The sequence below is a fragment of the Metabacillus sp. KUDC1714 genome (assembly GCF_014217835.1).
GTDB classification, from domain to species: Bacteria; Bacillota; Bacilli; order Bacillales; family Bacillaceae; genus Metabacillus; species Metabacillus rhizosphaerae.
In genome coordinates this window covers 1,890,930-1,910,663 of the sequence record NZ_CP055263.1, presented here as the reverse complement: position 1 = coordinate 1,910,663, position 19,734 = coordinate 1,890,930, and the positions used below count along the sequence as shown (strand labels likewise).

General features: G+C 37.4%; 14 protein-coding genes and 1 riboswitch. Of the genes, 4 read left to right on the top strand and 10 right to left on the bottom strand.

Annotation, left to right across the window (positions count from 1 at the left end; translation table 11 throughout):
• Positions 1–43: 43 nt before the first annotated feature.
• Both HUW50_RS08955 and HUW50_RS08950 read left to right on the top strand, forming a co-directional pair.
• Positions 44–1,312, top strand: coding sequence for a GntP family permease (locus HUW50_RS08955; protein ID WP_185653854.1), 1,269 nt, complete (start codon positions 44–46; stop codon positions 1,310–1,312).
• 192 nt (positions 1,313–1,504) lie between these two features.
• A complete protein-coding gene (locus tag HUW50_RS08950) occupies positions 1,505–2,650 on the top strand; it encodes a glycerate kinase (RefSeq protein WP_185653853.1) in 1,146 nt (381 codons plus the stop codon).
• A 218-nt stretch (positions 2,651–2,868) separates the two neighbouring features.
• Here HUW50_RS08950 and HUW50_RS08945 read toward each other — a convergent pair whose 3' ends face one another.
• The 10 genes from HUW50_RS08945 to ahpC all read right to left on the bottom strand — a co-directional run bounded on the left by HUW50_RS08945 (position 2,869) and on the right by ahpC (position 16,359).
• Complete coding sequence (locus HUW50_RS08945) at positions 2,869–4,323, bottom strand: L,D-transpeptidase family protein (RefSeq protein ID WP_066338576.1); 1,455 nt, start codon at positions 4,321–4,323, stop codon at positions 2,869–2,871.
• A gap of 408 nt (positions 4,324–4,731) precedes the next feature.
• Complete coding sequence (locus tag HUW50_RS08940) at positions 4,732–5,331, bottom strand: hypothetical protein (protein ID WP_066338573.1); 600 nt, start codon at positions 5,329–5,331, stop codon at positions 4,732–4,734.
• A 533-nt stretch (positions 5,332–5,864) separates the two neighbouring features.
• Positions 5,865–7,391 (bottom strand): glycine betaine uptake BCCT transporter, encoded by a 1,527-nt coding sequence (locus HUW50_RS08935; RefSeq protein WP_185653852.1) that lies wholly within the window; start codon positions 7,389–7,391, stop codon positions 5,865–5,867.
• 90 nt (positions 7,392–7,481) lie between these two features.
• Positions 7,482–8,153, bottom strand: coding sequence for a hypothetical protein (locus tag HUW50_RS08930; protein WP_066338566.1), 672 nt, complete (start codon positions 8,151–8,153; stop codon positions 7,482–7,484).
• Between the two features lie 510 nt (positions 8,154–8,663).
• Positions 8,664–10,064, bottom strand: coding sequence for a decarboxylating NADP(+)-dependent phosphogluconate dehydrogenase (gene gnd, locus HUW50_RS08925; RefSeq protein ID WP_066338562.1), 1,401 nt, complete (start codon positions 10,062–10,064; stop codon positions 8,664–8,666).
• 154 nt (positions 10,065–10,218) lie between these two features.
• Positions 10,219–11,565 (bottom strand): GntP family permease, encoded by a 1,347-nt coding sequence (locus HUW50_RS08920; RefSeq protein ID WP_066338560.1) that lies wholly within the window; start codon positions 11,563–11,565, stop codon positions 10,219–10,221.
• A 26-nt stretch (positions 11,566–11,591) separates the two neighbouring features.
• Positions 11,592–13,133: a gluconokinase gene (gene gntK, locus HUW50_RS08915; RefSeq protein ID WP_066338827.1), complete on the bottom strand. Its 1,542-nt coding sequence runs from the start codon at positions 13,131–13,133 to the stop codon at positions 11,592–11,594.
• Positions 13,126–13,857 (bottom strand): GntR family transcriptional regulator, encoded by a 732-nt coding sequence (locus tag HUW50_RS08910; RefSeq protein ID WP_066338553.1) that lies wholly within the window; start codon positions 13,855–13,857, stop codon positions 13,126–13,128. The genes gntK and HUW50_RS08910 overlap by 8 nt, the downstream gene beginning before the upstream one ends.
• A gap of 394 nt (positions 13,858–14,251) precedes the next feature.
• Positions 14,252–15,781 (bottom strand): alkyl hydroperoxide reductase subunit F, encoded by a 1,530-nt coding sequence (gene ahpF, locus HUW50_RS08905; protein WP_066338551.1) that lies wholly within the window; start codon positions 15,779–15,781, stop codon positions 14,252–14,254.
• Positions 15,782–15,795: 14 nt separating this feature from the next.
• A complete protein-coding gene (gene ahpC, locus HUW50_RS08900; RefSeq protein WP_066338544.1) occupies positions 15,796–16,359 on the bottom strand; it encodes an alkyl hydroperoxide reductase subunit C in 564 nt (187 codons plus the stop codon).
• A 647-nt stretch (positions 16,360–17,006) separates the two neighbouring features.
• Here ahpC and HUW50_RS08895 point away from each other — a divergent pair.
• Positions 17,007–17,960, top strand: a complete 954-nt coding sequence (locus tag HUW50_RS08895) for a TRM11 family SAM-dependent methyltransferase (protein WP_396652610.1) — start codon at positions 17,007–17,009, stop codon at positions 17,958–17,960.
• A gap of 223 nt (positions 17,961–18,183) precedes the next feature.
• Positions 18,184–18,289, top strand: a riboswitch (SAM riboswitch).
• Between the two features lie 126 nt (positions 18,290–18,415).
• On the top strand, positions 18,416–19,711 hold the full coding sequence (locus HUW50_RS08890) for a Na+/H+ antiporter NhaC family protein (protein WP_185653851.1): 1,296 nt from the start codon (positions 18,416–18,418) through the stop codon (positions 19,709–19,711).
• Positions 19,712–19,734: the final 23 nt, after the last annotated feature.

Below are 19,734 nucleotides of genomic sequence, written 5' to 3'. Positions count from 1 at the left end.
CAATATAAACATAACACAAAACAAGCACTGTGGGGGAATCAGCATGGATGTTACTGTAAGCGCTCTAGGAGCCGTTAGTGCCTTAATCATTGCGATTATACTAATCTTAAAAAAAGTCCCGCCAGCATATGGGATGGTTGCCGGAGCTTTAATCGGCGGGTTGATTGGCGGCGTAGATATTACAAATACAGTTACCTTAATGATGGAAGGGGCCAAAGGAATCATTCCGGCAGTATTGCGAATTATGGCTGCGGGTATCCTGGCTGGGGTCTTAATTGAATCAGGGGCTGCTTCATCGATTGCGGAAACGATTGTCAAAAAATTTGGGGAAACACGTGCGTTGCTGGCATTATCTGTTGCAACGATGATCTTAACAGCGGTTGGGGTGTTCGTAGACGTAGCTGTTATTACCGTATCACCGATTGCTTTGGCAATTGCTAAACGTGCACATCTTTCAAAAACAGCTATATTACTAGCGATGATTGGTGGCGGAAAAGCAGGGAATATTATGTCACCAAACCCGAATGCTATTGCTGCTTCTGACGCATTTGGCGTTCCACTAACATCCATTATGGTTGCAGGAATCATCCCGGCCATTTTCGGACTGGCTGTTACGTATTTCTTTGCGAAAAGACTTGTAAATAAAGGCTCTGAAGTGTTAAGCAAAGATATTGAAATGACGGATAATACAGAGGTTCCTATTTTCATAACAGCATTGATCGCACCGCTAGTCACAATTATAATGCTCGCCTTGCGACCATTATTTGATATCAACATTGATCCAATGGTTGCTCTGCCAGTTGGAGGAATTATTGGCGCAATTGCAATGAAAAAGACAAGGAAAATTAATGATTATGCCGTTTCTGGTCTGAGCAAAATGTCCGGCGTAGCCATTATGCTATTAGGTACTGGTACATTAGCAGGAATTATTGCTAACTCTGCCTTGAAAGATATCATTATAAATTCGTTAAGTGCTTCAGGTCTGCCAGCTTATTTATTGGCGCCTATGTCTGGGATTTTCATGTCAGCTGCAACTGCTTCAACTACAGCTGGTACAGCAGTAGCGAGCAGCGTTTTCAGTGGCACAATTTTAGGATTGGGTGTATCAGCATTAGCTGGAGCGGCAATGATTCATGCAGGTGCAACAGTATTAGACCACTTACCGCACGGAAGCTTTTTCCACGCTACAGCTGGAAGTGTCAATATGGACATTAAGGAACGATTAAAATTGATGCCATACGAGTCTTTAGTCGGTTTAACACTTGCAATTATTTCAACTCTCATATTCGGAGTCTTTAAGTTATTTGGTTAAGAATGCACGGCAAAAAAATAGAAAAAAAGAACAAACAGCTAACTAAGCTCGAATAAACACTAAGATGTCCTAGAAAAGCTAACGCTCGGTCGTGCGATATATCGTAGATTCTGTGGAGAACATAGGGTCGGCAAATCTTATGCTGGTTTTATCGAACTTAAATAACGATTATTAGAAAGGAGATGGAAAACTATGAAAATTGTAATTGCCCCGGACTCTTTTAAGGAAAGTTTATCGGCTCTGGAGGCTGCCAATGCAATTGAGAGAGGCTTCAAATTGGTTTTTCCAAATGCTAGGTACAGTAAAATGCCGATGGCAGATGGCGGTGAGGGAACCGTACAGTCACTCGTAGATGCTACAAACGGTAAAATTGAGGAAAGAATCGTAACTGGCCCCTTGGGTGAACCAGTTAAAGCATTCTTTGGATTAATTGGAGACGGGGAGACAGCTGTTATAGAAATGGCTGCTGCCTCAGGTTTGCATCTTGTACCTGCCGAAAATAGAAACCCGTTAGTCACCTCGACAAAAGGAACAGGAGAATTAATATCAGCTGCACTTGATTTTGGTGTAAATCATATTATCATCGGGCTTGGTGGCAGTGCTACAAACGATGGGGGAGCCGGAATGGTCCAAGCATTGGGGATAAGACTACTAGATGAATTAGGAAACGATATTGGTTTCGGAGGCGGTGCCCTCTCACAAATTGTTACAATAGACTTGGCCGGTCTTGACGACAGATTGAAAGATGTTCAAATTGAAGTAGCCTGTGACGTTGATAATCCTTTAACAGGACCTAGAGGTGCTTCAGCAATTTTCGGTCCTCAAAAGGGTGCCACACCTGAGATGATAGATTTGCTTGATAAGAACCTGTCCCACTTTGCTGACGTCGCAGAAAGAGTACTTGGGAAATCCTTTCGAGATATAGAGGGCGTCGGTGCAGCTGGGGGCCTTGGAGCAAGTCTGCTTGCTTTTCTTAATGGAGACTTAAAAAGAGGGATCCAAATAGTCTTGGATGCTGTAAACTTTGAAGAAGTAGTCAAAGATGCAGACCTTGTTATTACGGGTGAAGGTCGGATTGATAGTCAAACTATTTATGGGAAAACTCCAATCGGCGTGGCAAAAGCAGCTAAAAAATATGGTGTGCCTGTAATAGGACTTGCGGGATCATTATCAGAAGACAGCGATGTAGTGTATGAACACGGAATTGATGCCCTTTTCAGTATAGTACCAGGTATTGTAAAACTTCCAGATGCGTTTGAACATGCTGCACATTACATGGAAAGAACAGCAAGAAACATTGCGGCATCCATGAGAGCTGTAAAAAATTCCGATGAATGATTGTTAAATAATAGGTGAAAAACAATTTATATTATAGGGAAAAGCTCAACAAGAGCAGTAATTTTCTAAGTGTTTTTTCAAAGGAAGATTGAAAGGAGTTTGAAGCGAGGAGTGCTAGCAATAAACGAAATTGTGTGCATTACTTAAAGATCAGCTGTGTTTTCAATAGATAAATAATAAAAACTCAGGAATCATTAACGATTCCTGAGTTTTATTTTCTAATAGACAACAACTGGCTGGTAGACACTGAGATTATCATACACAGATTTCATTACACTAGGGGATACGTTGACACATCCACCTGATCCTGCAGTAAGATAGGCATTGCTTGCCCAGTTTTTTCGCCAACCAGCGTCGTGGAAGCCTTGTCCACTGTTTGTAAATGGTGCCCAATAATCTACTTCAATTGAATAATTAGGATTACCTGAAGAACTTCCCGTTAGAGTGTAAGGTGTTCGTTTATAGAGGATATACCAAACTCCTTTTGATGTATCCTCTTGTGTACTATGTTTTCCAGTAACTACATTAGTTGTTACTACTAATTTTCCATCTCTGTAGATCCAAATTCGTTGTTCTGCAATCGATACTTCAGCATAAGTGTCACCAATACCATTGTTTGTTGTTGTTTCATAACCATAGCCCTCATTGCTCCAGCCATTTCCGTAAATATTTGAAGCAGAAACCGATTTTTCTCCTTTTTCAAGTGCTTCTTGAATCAGTGAGGTTTCTTTAGCTACATTAAGTGCCCAGCCATAACCCTGTCCTTTAACTGAAATGACTGACCCTGAATGGGTCTTAAAGCTGAAATTTTTACCTAATGTGGATTGAGATTCATTAATTTCAGCTATTTTATTTTTAATATTGCCTGGGTCTATTGAAACTTTCAAATCCTTTGACACAGTAGCATTTTTAATTAATTCGCTTGCCTTTAATGAATAAATTTGATCCTGTACCTTATATTCAACGGTTTGTTGAAGGAGTTCGTTTAGCTTTTTCTCTTCATTTTTTACAATTTGACTATCCTCCTTAATTGGGCGTAGGTATGCAGGGCTCAGAAGGATTTTACTAGTATAGCCCTGGGTTTCGAAATCCTTTAAAAGACTGGTAACATCATATTGTTTACCATCAATACTCTTTGAAACGATAATTTTTCCTTCCTCCAGATATGCCTGTGCATCTTTAGGTGCTTTTAAATTTTGATTCATTGAGATGAGTTTTTGTTCTAGTTCAGTTTTCAGCACTTCGCTACGATACTGGTCCTGTTTGCTTGGCATTAAGGAATAATTTTTTTCCTTGAAGGAAGGAAAAAATGTCCACTGGCCTTTTAATAATTTTTTTACTGCTGGCAGATCACTTGCAGTAAATCCCATCTTCATATCTTTTCCGTCTAAAATTAGTTGTTTTCCAACATAGACATCGTTCTTTAAAACTGATGTTTGTATACTTTTTAGAGCCTGATCAGCAGTCAGGCCATTTACTTTTACGCCATTAATCGTAATACCTGTATTAAAATGGGACGCCTGATAATAGCTCATTGTCACTAATATGAGTGCAATAATGATAATTGTTGTAATAAACTTCCAAGTTTTATACCATTTAACTGATTTTTTCCGTGAGTAATCAGTTTCTACAACTGATTGTTCTACAGCGTTTTCCAAAAATATTCCCCCCATACACACACTCGATAACATTAGACTGTATTCTTTGCCCTTTATTAAAAGTTTACAATTATTTTACAGTAATATTAAACTTTAACTACAATTCTACTAAATAGAATAGGATGAATTCTGTCGATATTTGTAGATTTACAAAGTTTTATTAAATTAATGGAAATGACAGGTAAAAAACATTAAGAGCAACTAATCGAATAAGAGTATTTTTAGATATTAAATAAAGTAGAGGAGGAAACCTCATTTAGAGTTAAATTGGAGAACCGTATTATAAGTTTTAATAGGTTTGTTTGAGGGGAAACCAAATAAAAGAGTCTAAGGTCAGAGGGTTTCCTAAACAGATTCCTTTTTGGAAACCCTCTCATTTACTGTTCACTAGCAGTTTAACAAAGAGGGTGTTCATTTAATTTTTTAAGCTAATCTTTTTACGATGCTTTTTAATTCATTCGTTAATGTACCATTTTTGTATTTTTGAATAAAATGACAATATATGAATTGTAAGACATCATTTACGCTGAATGTTACTTCTGGTTCTAAGTTTGCTAAATCACTTAGTATGACTTCAAGCCTTAACGCTTTTTTTCTATTGATTATACAGTCTATCACTTTGTTTCTTTGTGTCTCATGATTGATATGTAGAATTTCATGCTCTCCACTGTAATGAAAGATTTCGATGGGGTGCTGAATGCCTGAGTGTAAGTCTCGGTATAAATCAGAAAGATTCCTTTTGTGTTGTGCCTGATGGAGGAAATCATCCAAAAGAATACTGATTAAATTTGTTTGTGTAAATGGTTTTTCAATCACTTCAGAAACGTCCTCACAAAAAAGCTCGCCTCGAAGAAATTCTGAAACAGGAACAGTAAATGTATATTTAAGGTCGATAGTTTGGGAAAACTTTCGTAATAAATGATGTAGTAGTTTGTCAAAAAGACCTGTAGGATTATATGTTAATTCATTAAGCTCTTCTTCATATATTGTATATAATCTTTGATCAGAATAGGACTTACTCATACTATTTCCCTACCTTCTAAATTAACGTAATTAAATTCTCTATCTTTTCTACTTCAGCTTAAGAAACCTTCTGAACGATTACTATTTCAATGGATTAAGCATCAAAAACCCATTCTATTTATTCCTTTTTAAAAAATACTTATTTGTTATATTACTAGTCTATTCAATAGAGAGAAGTGGTAGAACGTTTAAACTAATAAGTTTTTGTATAAACTAATAGAAATATAAACATGAACCGAATGGGAGAGAAGACATATGACGTCTAAAAAGAAGGAAAAGAAAAATAGTCTCCAGGAAATCGATAAGAAGTTGTTGAATAAATTTGCTAATGTAGCTAAAAAATCAAAAACAGTTACTTCTATTAAAATAAGATAGGGACGGGGGGACAGGCACCACGTCCCTCGAATAGCGAGAAGATAGAATGTAAGGAATTTTATAGAAAAACAAATCTCATAAAGATATAAATCATGAATTAAAACAAAAACTCCCTGATTAATGACACTATCAGGAAGATTTTTTGTTTTAATAAACATTTAAGACTGATGCATACTTCTTTTATTCCCTTTTTGTACTTCGACTTCACTTTTTAAACCTTTTAGTAAGGAGAAGCACATGATGACCATGATAATGGCAAAAGGTAGAGCGGCGGCGATGGAAGCTGTTTGCAATACATTCAAACCGCCAGCTAAAAGTAATACAGCAGCCAAAGCAGATTGAATGACACCCCATGTCATTTTAATTTTATTTGAAGGGTTTAATGTTCCACCTTCACTTAGCATTCCCAATACAAAGGTGGCTGTATCTGCAACAGTTATATAATAAATGGCTACGACAGCAAACCCCAAAATACTTAATACAGAACTTAATGGAAGATAATCAAAGAATGTAAAAATAGACAATGATACGTTTTCGGTAATATTTTTTGCCAGATCATTGTTACCCGTTTTTTGAACAATATCAAGCGCTGAGCCCCCAAATATGGACATCCAGAGACATGTTCCGAGTGTAGGAACAACCAACACGCCAATAACAAACTCCCTGACTGTTCTTCCTTTGGAAACCCGGGCAATAAACATGCCGACGAAAGGTGCCCATGCAATCCACCATGCCCAATAAAATAGCGTCCATGATGCAATCCATTCTCCCTCACCAAATGGCCTTAACCTTAAGCTCATATGGATAAAGTCACTAATATAAATCCCGGTGGTATTAAAGAAGACTTTAATAATAGTCATGGTAGGACCAACAACCAAGATTAGTAACATGATGGCAAAAGATAAGATCATAGCAGCATTAGATAGATATTGGATTCCTTTCTCTAAGCCTGTATTGATTGAAGTGATAAAAAGGACTGTTGCTACAGCAATGACTATCAACTGTACAAATAACTCATTGGGAACGCCGAATATGTCATGCATTCCGGCAGTAACCTGCATAGCACCAAGGCCTAAGGATGTTGCGATACCAAAGACTGTTGCGAAGATCGACAGTATATCAATCGTTTTTCCTATCGGTCCGTAAATTCTATCTCCAAGTATCGGTTGGAACGCCGAACTAATTGCTGCAGGCAACTTTTTGTTATACTGAAAAAAGGCAAGTGCTAAACCGATTACAGTATAAATGGCCCAAGGGTCCAGACCCCAATGGAAGAATGTATATTTCATGGCAGTATTGGCTGCGTCAACTGTAAAGGGTTCTCCATAGGGAGGAGAAGTATAGTGAGTTACAGGTTCAGCAACACTCCAGTACACAATTCCAATCCCCATACCAGCACCAAACAGCATGGCAAGCCAAGATGCTGTATTAAAATCTGGGCGGTCAGTTTTTTTACCTAGTCGAATATCACCGTATTTAGAAAAAAGTAAATATATGGAGAATACCACGAAGAATAGGGTAGCACCAAGATATACCCATCCGAGGTAATCAATCGAACCATTATAAATCAAATTGGTAACTTTGGTGAGATTATCAGTAAAAAAGACTCCCCAAAAAATAAAAATAAGGGTAAGTAATAAAGAGATAATAAAGACACCTTTTCCTTTATTTTTTTTACTATCCATAGAAACCTCCTAGTAAAGTTTGATGTAAGATAAATAAGTTTTAAAAACGTTATCAAAAGGGTTTACTTTTCAAGCATGAAAAGGGGACAATCACTTATCAAGGAGATTATATAAAAATTCCCACTTATCTTTGTTCATCAACTCTTCCTGGGTTAACTCTAAACCACTTCCAAGGATAACTGTCTGGTTTGTAGTTGCAACCACCATTGCTTCAAATGATGTATCACTTTCAAGCATTTTGTATACATCCCCTATGGTTGGCAATAGTTCATTGTTAGGATTACTGAAATTGTTGAACCCAATATCATCTATGCTTTGAGTTTCGACGTTTTCAGTATTTTGATAATCAATAGGGTGGCAGTTAGTAGCGCGACCGGGTACCATTAATAGATATTCATTATGCTTGACCCCGTGAGAATTACTAGTGATGACTCCGTGTTTATCAACTTCTTCAACCATTTCGATTTCGTTTAACGAATAAGTGTCCAGGGAATCAGGCATTGGATTATGAATTAAAATATAATCTCCTTCTTCAGCTTTTCGATCTTTTTTGAGCGTATAAGCTTTATGATTGAAAATAAAGCTGTCAAACTCCTTTGGTTTGTATCTTTCAACGCTTACAGCATTGGTTAAATCCTGTGTTAAATCCCTCAATCTTATAAGATGAACGGATTTTTTATAAATCGGTTTCACCCCATAGACCTTGTGTAATTCATTGTTATAATAGACAAATTGTCCTTTTCTAACTTGGTACAGTTTCACGAATAGATCTCCCTTCGACACATATATAATAAGCTGTTTATTCACCAAAACTCTTTTCTTATTATTAGGATGCCTTATTTTAGAAAAAGATATTATATTTAAAAGGGGATAAGTAATCATACATAAAAGCTATTTCTTAATTCCGCATATTTGGAAACTTTGGATCTTTTCCAAAAAAAACTAATTTCTTTTGAAATTTTGTTTATAACACAAAAATAATGAAGTCTTGTAGATAATATTGCAAAAGGCTTATAAAGTAGGAGATAATATTAGAAGAAATTTGAGAGAAAAAAAGAGGCAGTCCAAAAGGGTTACAAATCCTTTGGACTGCCTTCTTTATTATCATTTAGGAAATGATAAAATTCTTAAACTGTGGATAAGCGCACGACATCCAGCTCCAGCGCCTAGCCCCTCTAGGGTCTAGCTAATTTAGAATTGAAGGCAAAGAACGCCTTCTATTCTAAATCATCTTATTGCCCGAGGCTGATCAAGGCGCTTGCGCTTTTGTTCTTACCATTTTGTGTGAAATAGACCTTCCATATCATTTCTCTCATACGTATGAGCACCAAAATAGTCACGTTGTGCTTGCAGTAAGCTTGCATTTGATTTGCCTGTACGGTAGCTATCGTAATAAGTCAGTGAAGCACTTAAGCATGGAAATGAGATGCCAGAATTGATGCCCTCACAGACAACCTTCCGTAAGCCCATTTGATATTCCTTAACCTTTTTCGCGAAATATGGGGCAGTTAGCAAATTATTAAGATTCGCTTGTGCTTGAAATGCTTCACTAATGACGTTTAAAAATTCAGCACGAATGATACAGCCGCCACGGAAAATAAGGGCAATATCTTTTAAAGGTAGATCCCAGCTGTAAAGTTCAGAAGTCATTTTATATTGTGTGAATCCTTGTGTATAAGCACAAACCTTACCCATATATAATGCTTGTTTAATATATTCAATCCATAATTCTTTATCTAAACTTTCCTGTTTCATCTCTGGACCATCCAAAATCGTTTCCGCAAAGACTCTTTCCTCTTTTAAAGAGGAGATATAACGTGCAAACAATGACTCTGTAATAATGGATGATGGGGTCCCATTATTAATTGCTTGAATGCTCGTCCATTTACCCGTGCCTTTTTGACCAACTTTATCAAGGATAACATCTATTATTGGTAAGCCCGTTTCTTCATCTTGTTTCTTTAAAATCTCTGCTGTAATTTGAATTAAATAGCTTTTCAGTTCACCCTGATTCCATGTTTCAAAGATATCAGCAATTTCATTAACCGATAAATGCAATCTTTCCCTTAAAAACGTATAAGCTTCTGCGATTAATTGCATATCCGCATACTCGATGCCGTTATGTACCATTTTCACAAAGTGGCCTGCACCTTTAGGACCAATATAAACACAGCAAGGGGTATTTTCAACCTGTGCTGCTATTTTTGTAAGAATAGGCGCTACCTTTTCATATGCATCTTTATCGCCACCAGGCATAATAGAAGGCCCTTTTAGAGCACCGACCTCGCCACCGGAAATACCAATTCCTAAATAATCGATTCCTTTAGTTTTTAACTCATCATATCTACGTTCAGTATCTTCGTAATGGGAGTTACCGCCGTCCATGATAATATCTCCAGCTTCGAGAAAAGGGATTAATGAATCTATTACAGAATCGATTGCTTTGCCTGCAGTGACCATGAGAAAGATCTTTCTAGGCGTTTTTAATGATTGAACAAAGTCTTGAACTTCGTAATAAGGATTGATTGCTTGTCCTTTACTTTTTTGAACAAGTTGATCGGTTAAATCCCTTGTATAATTATAGACGGCCACTTTTTCACCTTTACTATTCATGTTTAGAGCGATATTACTGCCCATAACTCCTAAACCAATAACACCAATTGTATTAAACATTTATTCTTGCTCCTTTTAATTCAGATTAATAGGCAGTAAATCCCTTACTTAAAAGACTTAGAATATACTAAGAGAACAAGTAGGGGACTTACTGCCTGTAAAGGCCTTCTTTTCGTTATAAATCTTGTTGGACTTTAGCTCTTAGAAAAATGGCTTATACGAATAAACTTAGTAAAAGGATAAACACTAATCCAGCTACTGAAATAATGGTTTCAAGTAATGTCCATGTAGCAAATGTTTCTTTCATGCTTAGACCAAAATACTCTTTAAACATCCAGAAACCGGCATCATTAACATGTGAAGCAATTAAGCTTCCTGCTCCTGTTGCTAGTACTACTAAGGCTAGGTTCACGTCAGCTTGACCTAACATTGGAATTACCAATCCAGCAGTCGTTAAAGCTGCAACAGTGGCAGACCCTAAAGCAATACGCAAGATGGCAGCGATGATCCATGCTAGCAGGATTGGTGATAGTGTCGTATCTTTAAATAATTCAGCGACATAGTCACCAACACCGCCATCAATTAATACTTGTTTGAAGGCTCCGCCGCCCCCGATAATTAAGAGCATCATCCCAATATGCAAGATTGCTTGTGTACAAGACTCCATGACTTCTTTTATTGGAATCTTTCTTGCTATTCCCATCGTATAGACTGCAACTAATAAGGAAATTAACATAGAAGTAGATGCATCACCAATAAAGCGAATAATGGCAAGTATACTATTATCTTCAAAACCTAAAGTTTTTTGAAGCAGTGTAATAATCGTAGCGATTGACATTAAAATAACAGGAAGCATTGCAGTAAAAACACTGATCCCAAAACCAGGTGTGTCTTCAAGCTTAAATACTTTTTGTTCTCCTAAAGAAGAAATACTGCCTGTTTTAGAAAATGATTCAGGTACAAGCTTTTTAGCCAGCTTTGTAAAGATTGGTCCTGCTAAAATAACCGTTGGAACCGCGATAATGAATCCGTAAAGTAAAACCTCACCAAGATTTGCACCATATTCACCAGCAATAACGGTTGGTCCTGGGTGTGGCGGTAAGAAACCATGTGTTACTGATAAAGCAGCAACCATTGGAATACCTAGATACAAGATTGAAATTCTCAATTCTTTCGAAATGGCAAATACAATTGGAATTAATAACACTAATCCTACTTCAAAAAATAATGCAATACCGATAATGAATGATGCTACGACGACAGCCCATTGAATATTTTTTTCTCCAAATTTGTTTACAAGGGTCATCGCAATCCGTTGAGCACCGCCAGAATCGGCAATTAACTTACCTAACATTGCTCCAAGTCCAAATATTAGGGCCAAATGACCAAGTGTTCCACCCAATCCTGCTTCAATTGTTTTAACAATTTGCTCCAGTGGCATGCCAAGTGCTAAAGCAACCCCAAATGATACAATGATTAACGAAATAAACGTGTTTAATTTTAAGCCCATGATTAAGATCAGTAAGGCTACGATCCCTATTGCGACTATAACTAAAGGCATGATAATTCCTCCTACTCCCGTTTTATCTAGTTGTTATTAATTAAACTTCTTTGGTAATTTGCAATTCGAGAATAATCCTCTGTTAAGACTCTTGATAGGTTAATAAAAATTGGAAGCAGCTCCCTGTACTCTTTTGAGGCAGCTTCGTTTGGTGTGTGTGCGTAAGTGCTGCCAATCATTTCAGTAACAATCTCAAAGGAATCGATTTCTCCAATTGCATATAGTCCTAAAATACATGCTCCTAGGCAAGAACTTTCGTAGCTTTCTGGAACGACTACTTCAGATTCAAATATATCGGACATCATTTGTCGCCAAACATCAGATCTTGCGAAACCTCCAGTTGCCTGAATCCGTGTTACTGGACCGTCCATGCATTCGGTTAAGGCTAAAAACACAGTGTATAAATTATATATAACTCCTTCTAGTGCTGCTCGAATCATATGTTCTTTCTTATGTGACATCGTTAAGCCGAAAAAGGAGCCACGCACATCCGGATTCCATAGCGGAGCGCGTTCACCGGCTAAATATGGATGAAATAATAATCCATCGGCGCCTGGTCGTACACGTTCAGCAATTTTCGTTAATACTTCATATGGGTCAATTCCTAGACGTTTCGCTGTTTCTATTTCTGAAGAGGCAAATTCATCTCTAATCCAGCGCAGGACCATCCCACCATTGTTTACCGGTCCGCCAATTACCCAATGCTTTTCTGTGAGACAATAGCAAAAAATCCGTTCCTTTTCATCAGTTTGTGGCTGATCAATAATGGTTCGAATTGCACCGCTTGTCCCGATTGTGATCGCAATTTCACCTTTTTTTATAGCGTTTACACCTAGGTTGGAAAGCACTCCGTCACTCGCACCGATAACAAATGATGTTGTGGAATCGATCCCAATTTGCTGTGCTAAATCTGGATCGCAGTTGTTAAAGACCTTTGTAGTAGGAACAAGCTCAGATAAATGCGCTTGAGTCACACCTGCAACCTTCAACGCCTCTTTATCCCAATCCAATGTTTGAAGATTCATCATGCCCATCGCTGAAGCAAGGGAATGATCGACAACATATTGTTTAAAAAATTTATGAAAGATATATTCTTTAATTCCAATATATTTTTTCGTTTTGTTAGCGATTTCAGGACGTTCATTTACAATCCAAGCAATTTTGGTGAGAGGGGACATAGGGTGAATCGGTGTCCCAGTGCGCTTGTAGATTTCATGTCCATTCAGTTCATCCTTTATTTTATGTGCCCAAGCTTCACTCCGATTATCAGCCCAGGTAATACATGGCGTTAGCGGCTGATCATTTTTATCCATGGCGATAACACTATGCATCGCACTGCTAAATGAAATAAACGATGGCTTTTTCTGTGGATGGGCTTTCATAATATTTGAAACGGCTTGCAAAACAGCCTGAAAAATTTGCTCTGGATCTTGTTCAGCTGTTGAAATATCCGGTGTGTAAAGAGGGTATCCTATATTCTCTTGTCCGATGACTTCACCTTTTTTCGTGAATAAAACTGCTTTCGTACTCGTGGTACCGATATCTATACCTAACATATAGCTAGTCATTTTCATGCTCTACTCCTTTAGATAACATTTGTTGTGACATCCATAGGTCTTCTACTTTTCCTTGAACATCATCAAAGTTTTGGTGTAAGGACTCAACCATTCGGGCCCTATCTTTTGTTTTTATCGCTTCAATATACAGCTCATGATTTTTCAAAATCCGTGTAAAGTCTTCATACTTTTCTTTAAAACGGACGCGCATGGATAAAAGAATGAAGCCTTCCATAACAGGTTTTAAATTATCCCAAATCATTTGGATATAGGAATGATTAATTGCTTTTATAATTGTTTCATGGAATAGGACATCCTGATATGCGAATTCATCGGCATCCTGGTATTTTATCGCGACCTTCATCATTTCAAGTATTTTACTAAGTTCCATTACTAATTCATTTATGTCCATCTTTACAAGCCGTTCAAATACAAACGATTCTATAAGTAAACGTACATCATAAATTTCCTTAATCTCTTTTTGGGTTATACCAATGACAACTGCACCCATTCTTTCTAAACGTATCATATTTTCGGAAGCAAGTATTTTTAACGCTTCACGAACGGGTGACCGACTTACAGTAAAATCTGCAGCTAATTTATTTTCAGATAAAATGGTTCCGCTTTCAATCATACCTGAAATAATTCTCATTCTAAGCTCAGATGTTACCCGAGTACCAGCAGAAGCTTTTGCAAGCCATTTTGCAGGGTATAGAAATTCGCTAGATTCAGTCATAAACTCACCTCTTGCTTTCATCCAAGTATACTTGTATACAAGTATTATATCTAAGATTTTAAGTTTTGCAAGCCCTTTTATGAAATCTATATCATATAATGTTTGACAAAAAACGAATGGTGATACATAGACTAAAAACTTAAGTTTGGATTTAGATAGTAATAAAAATGAATGAAAAACACCTAGAAGGGGAGTTGAAGAAAAATGTGACAAATATATGTGGCTAAAGATGATGAAGTTATCCTGAGGGTCTCTTTGTAACTTAGCAAGAACCTACTTATTGATAAGTAGTTGAACTAAGTAAGTCCCAAAATCATAAACTAGTAGAAAAAAAGGTCTTAAAAAGAAGAAAGTCACTTATCTATAGTGAGATAAGTGACTTTCTAAATTATTATTAATTACGGATAAGATAGTCAAATGCACCTAATGATGCAGTCGCGCCTGATCCCATCGAAATAATGATTTGCTTATATGGATTATTCGTGCAGTCACCTGCAGCAAATACTCCTGGAATGTTTGTTGCTCCGTGATTATCTACTACAATCTCACCGATTCTCGTACGTTCAATCGTTTCACCTAACCAATCGGTATTTGGTACTAAACCGATTTGAACAAATACTCCAGCTAATTCAATATGCTGCTCAGCCCCTGTTTCACGATCAATATAGGTAACACCGTTTACCTTGTCGGTACCGGTAATTTCTTTTGTTTGAACATTTTTTAGGACCGTTACATTAGGCAGACTGTATAAACGTTCTTGTAGAACAGAATCAGCTTTAAGTTCTGGCATAAATTCGAGAACTGTAACATGCTTCACAATTCCTGCAAGATCAATTGCCGCTTCAATACCAGAATTACCGCCACCAATAACAGCAACGTGTTTTCCAGCAAACAATGGACCATCACAGTGAGGACAGTATGCTACACCTTTATTCTTAAATTCAGCTTCGCCAGGTACACCAACATTTCGCCAACGAGCACCTGTTGAAAGGATCACGGTTTTACTTTTAAGAACTGCACCATTTTCCAATTCAATTTCAATGAGGTCATTCTTTTCTAAGCGTTTGGCACGCTGCAAGTTCATGACATCAATGTCGTACTCTTTCACATGTTCTTCAAGGCTTGCAGCAAGTTTAGGACCTTCAGTGTATTTCATACTAATAAAGTTTTCAATGCCCACCGTGTCCATGATTTGACCGCCAAAGCGTTCAGCGACAATACCTGTACGAATGCCTTTGCGTGCTGCATAGATTGCTGCACTCGCACCCGCTGGTCCGCCTCCAACAACAAGCACATCAAATGGATCCTTATCGGCAAACTCTGAAGCATTTGGAGTACTACCTACCTTAGCAAGGATCTCCTCTAGTGACATACGACCACTACCGAAGGAATCTCCATTGAGGAACACTGTTGGTACAGCCATGATGCCTTTGCTTTCAACCTCTTCTTTAAACGCTGCACCATCAATCATTGTGTGGGTAATGCCAGGGTTTAAAATGCTCATCAAGTTCAGAGCTTGTACAACATCAGGGCAGTTGTGACAGCTTAGGCTGATGTAAGATTCAAAGTGATATTCACCTTTAATACTTTTAATTTGATCAATTACGTTTTGTTCAACCTTTGGAGCTCTTCCACTCACTTGCAGTAAAGCAAGTACTAATGAAGTAAATTCGTGTCCAAGAGGGATACCAGCAAAAGTTACCCCAGTGTCTTCGCCGATACGGTTCACACTAAAGCTTGGTGTTTTTGGTAATTCTGAGTTCTCAACTTTAATTTTTGATGACATAGTGGCTAATTCATCGACTAAAGCCAACATGTCACGTGAAACGTCATCAGATCCTGCGCTAACTTTGAGAAGCACATTACCTTCCATCAGTTCAAGATATTGGGCTAATTGTGCTTTAATATCTGCATCTAGTATCATTAATCTCTTACTCCTTAAATTTTCCCTACAAGGTCAAGGCTTGGCTTTAATGTTGCAGAACCTTCTTGCCATTTTGCCGGGCAAACTTCACCTGGATTGTTGCGTACATATTGTGCTGCTTTAATTTTATTAACAAGCGTACTTGCATCACGGCCAATTCCACCCGCATTGATTTCAACAGCTTGAACGATACCGTCTGGATCGATGATGAAAGTTCCACGATCAGCAAGACCTTCTTCTTCGTTTAATACATCGAAGTTGCGAGAGATTTTTTGTGAAGGGTCACCAATCATAACATATTCGATTTTGCCAATTGCTTCTGAGTGATCATGCCATGCTTTATGTGTAAAATGAGTATCAGTTGAAACAGAGTATACCTCAACTCCAAGTTCTTTTAGCGTTGCGTATTGATTTTGAAGGTCTTCAAGCTCAGTAGGGCATACGAATGTAAAGTCTGCTGGATAAAAGCAAACTACGCTCCACTTTCCTTTTAGGTTTTCCTCAGTAACTTGGATAAAATCTCCGTTATAATAAGCTTGTGCGTTGAATGGTTGTACTTCTTTTCCAATTAGAGACATAGTAAATGTTCCTCCTAGTGTGTATTTGAGAATTTTTTAATAGCTAGTTTTGGACAGATAGTCAAAACTATAAATAACCAATAACTAATTATAATTTCTTCTTAGTTTTTATTAGTTATAAATAATAATTCTAATTCAAAATTAATTATTATATAAACCTCATTATTTTGTCAAGGATAATACTCAATCTTCGGAAGATATTTAAATCACTTTTGTGTATCAACACTGGTAGGTCTTGTGAAATGCAAGGTATTTCTAAAACGATCTAAATTGATTTTGGTGGTAAAACTTAAATTTTCAATTATTATCTAGATTTCTCAATAAACCGGTATTTTTAGAAAAATAAAATGCTCTTGATTTATATAAGAATTATAAATAATAACAAGGAAGATGTGTAAGTACCCTAAAATATGGTTGCCTAAATAACTGGTTAATAACCATATCTTCGTATTAAATGTTAAAGCGGTCCTGAAGCGGACTCCCGTCTTACGCCCTAACCAACAAAGTGCCAAAATCAACAGTGAACGTTTTGGCAAAGGTTCACTTCTTGTTATAATGAAACAAGAAATGAACAGGTAACGATTGTGATAATCAATTAATATCGCATGAAGTGAAGCTGAAATAGATTATTAAAGGATGAAAATTAATTGGACAATAAAGACCCAAAAATGAATTATGTATATACTTACTCCTATCCTGATGACGAAAGTTCTTTGTGTGCTTTGGAAATGCGCTCTTTTTTTGGAAAAGAGTCTAAGTCTAGAGTATTGGAAAGCCCAGTGAAGGTTAATCCCACGCGAAGCCCGTTTATTAAGGAAAGAATTGAAGTGAGATATGAGGGGGAAAGCCTTCAGGACCTTGTCAAAAAGGTAAAATCTCTACAATTAGTCGAGGAGACATTTAAAGTTATTTATGTGAAAAATGGAGGGCTTGCAAAAACTGAAAAAGAAGGCTTTGAGAGACGACGTTCAGTAGAGCGAGAGATTGGATTGCATGTCAAAGGTGAAGCGGATTTCCATAATCCAGATCGATTGTTTGGGGTCATGAATGTAAATGGACGATGGGTATTCGGTGACTACGCTAAAAGTGAGGCGGTTTGGCTCAAACATCAAAAGAAGCCTCATGGTTATTCCACTGCTCTCAATACTCGTGTTGCAAGGGCGGTAGTTAATATTGCCATTCCAAATCCAAGTGGAATAAAGGCAATCGACCCATGCTGTGGGATTGGGACAGTACTAGTTGAAGCCCGATCAATGGGGATTGATATAGTAGGAAGTGACCGAAATTACCTAATCCTGAATGGGGCACGAGAAAACATCGAACACTTTGGTCTAACTGGAGAAGTAAATTTAGCAGATATCAGAGATATAACTAATGACTATGATGTAGCGATTATTGATTTACCTTACAACTTGTGTTCTGTCATAACAGATGTAGAAAAACTGGAAATGCTCGAGAGTGCGCGGAGATTTGCAAAGAAAGTGGTAGTGGTAACGATCGAACCGATTGATGAGGTTTTAAGAAACGCAGGATTTTCCATTATTGATCGAGCTATCGCTAAAAAAGGGTCGTTTATCCGTGAAGTGATCGTATGTAAGTGAGGAAAGGGGGACAGTCCCTCACCACTTCACAGCTTTAATGTTGTGAGGGACAGTCCCCTGATTTGACCTTTTAAAGTGGACAAGGTAATTCCATCTATTCTTTTTAATCTTGGTGGTTAACATCCTTGTTGAAGGGAGTAATAATTTTTTTATACTCTTGCGAAAAGAATATAAATGTTGTACTCTTATTTATGTTTTTAATAAAAAAATAAATATGATGATCTTCTTATATAGAGAGACAGAGGGACTGGCCCAATGAAGTCTCGGCAGCAGGCTCAAGATGAGTGCTGTGCCAAATCCAGCAAGCGAAAACGCTTGAAAGATGAGAAGGGTGTTTTATTATAATAAGGCCTCTTCTATTTGTTTGAAAAGAAGAGGTTTTTTATTTTCCCCACATATAGGATGACAGAGTGGATGAAAAAGGTGTTTTGTAAAAAATTAGTGAGGTGTTCATCATGAGTACAGACAGAAAAGGGAATCCATGGGCTCTTTTGCCTTTTGTCGTGTTTTTAATAATCTTTATTGGCTCTGGAATCGTAACAGGAGATTTTTATAAGTTTCCTGTTATAGTGGCGATTACGATTGCAGCAGCTGTCGCTTTAGCAATGAATCGAAAAGAGTCTTTCAATCAGAAGGTTGAGATCTTTTGTAAGGGTGCCGGTGACACAAATATTATGTTAATGGTCATTATTTTCCTTTTAGCTGGTGCTTTTTCAGAAGTAGCAAAGGGAATGGGTGCGGTTGATTCAACTGTAAATCTTGCATTATCAGTTGTACCACAAAACTTATTAATGGTGGGTATATTCATTATCGCGTGTTTTATATCTCTATCTATGGGTACAAGTATGGGAACAATTGTAGCACTTGCACCAATAGGCGTTGGTATTAGTGAGCAGACTGATATTTCACTAGCACTTTCAATGGCTGCGGTTATTGGTGGTGCGATGTTTGGTGATAATTTGTCTTTTATTTCTGATACAACGATTGCTGCAGTGCGCACACAAGGTACAAAAATGAAAGATAAGTTTAAAGTGAACTTTTTCATTGTCTTACCGGCGGCAATAATTGCTTGTGTTATTCTGGGGTTTTTAACAATCGGAGAACAAGCAGTTGTCACACAGCATTCATATAGTTGGGTTAAAATTTTACCATATATCTTTGTGCTTATCACAGCGCTAGCAGGGGTCAATGTATTCCTCGTTCTTTTCATTGGAGTTGTTTTTTCAGGAGTTATTGGGTTAGCAGATGGTAGTTACCGCTTAATGGATATCATTCAACAAATAGGTAATGGGATGTCAGGGATGTATGAGATCTCTTTCCTAGCCATATTAATTGCAGGCATGGTGGAAGTGATTAAACATAATGGAGGTATTGATTATCTTCTTTATAAAGTGACACGCAATATTAAATCAAAAAGAGGGGCTGAATTTAGTATTGCTGGACTTGTTGGTTTAACAGATCTTTCAACAGCAAATAACACGATTTCCATTATCATCACTGGCCCGCTTGCTAAAAATATTGCTGATAAGTATGAGATTGATCCACGTAAATCAGCAAGCCTGTTAGATGTTTTTTCGTGCTGTATTCAAGGTTTAATCCCATATGGAGCACAATTACTTGTAGCTGCAGGAGTTGCAAATATATCACCAGTAAGTATTTTACAATTTTCATTTTATCCATTATTAATTGGAGTATGTGGAGTGATCTCAATTTTAATCGGTTATCCACGATTTGAGCGAGGTAGGAATTGAATCAGTTACAAAAGGCTAACCTT

What these genes read in the sequence shown, in the direction of transcription:
- gntK (WP_066338827.1), bottom strand. Translation starts at nt 13,133, where the DNA reads ATGACTAGCTATATGTTAGGTATAGATATCGGTACCACGAGTACGAAA.
- HUW50_RS08955 (WP_185653854.1), top strand. Translation starts at nt 44, where the DNA reads ATGGATGTTACTGTAAGCGCTCTAGGAGCCGTTAGTGCCTTAATCATT.
- HUW50_RS08940 (WP_066338573.1), bottom strand. Translation starts at nt 5,331, where the DNA reads ATGAGTAAGTCCTATTCTGATCAAAGATTATATACAATATATGAAGAA.
- gnd (WP_066338562.1), bottom strand. Translation starts at nt 10,064, where the DNA reads ATGTTTAATACAATTGGTGTTATTGGTTTAGGAGTTATGGGCAGTAAT.
- HUW50_RS08945 (WP_066338576.1), bottom strand. Translation starts at nt 4,323, where the DNA reads ATGGGGGGAATATTTTTGGAAAACGCTGTAGAACAATCAGTTGTAGAA.
- ahpC (WP_066338544.1), bottom strand. Translation starts at nt 16,359, where the DNA reads ATGTCTCTAATTGGAAAAGAAGTACAACCATTCAACGCACAAGCTTAT.
- HUW50_RS08950 (WP_185653853.1), top strand. Translation starts at nt 1,505, where the DNA reads ATGAAAATTGTAATTGCCCCGGACTCTTTTAAGGAAAGTTTATCGGCT.
- HUW50_RS08910 (WP_066338553.1), bottom strand. Translation starts at nt 13,857, where the DNA reads ATGACTGAATCTAGCGAATTTCTATACCCTGCAAAATGGCTTGCAAAA.
- HUW50_RS08935 (WP_185653852.1), bottom strand. Translation starts at nt 7,391, where the DNA reads ATGGATAGTAAAAAAAATAAAGGAAAAGGTGTCTTTATTATCTCTTTA.
- HUW50_RS08890 (WP_185653851.1), top strand. Translation starts at nt 18,416, where the DNA reads ATGAGTACAGACAGAAAAGGGAATCCATGGGCTCTTTTGCCTTTTGTC.
- HUW50_RS08920 (WP_066338560.1), bottom strand. Translation starts at nt 11,565, where the DNA reads ATGCCTTTAGTTATAGTCGCAATAGGGATCGTAGCCTTACTGATCTTA.
- ahpF (WP_066338551.1), bottom strand. Translation starts at nt 15,781, where the DNA reads ATGATACTAGATGCAGATATTAAAGCACAATTAGCCCAATATCTTGAA.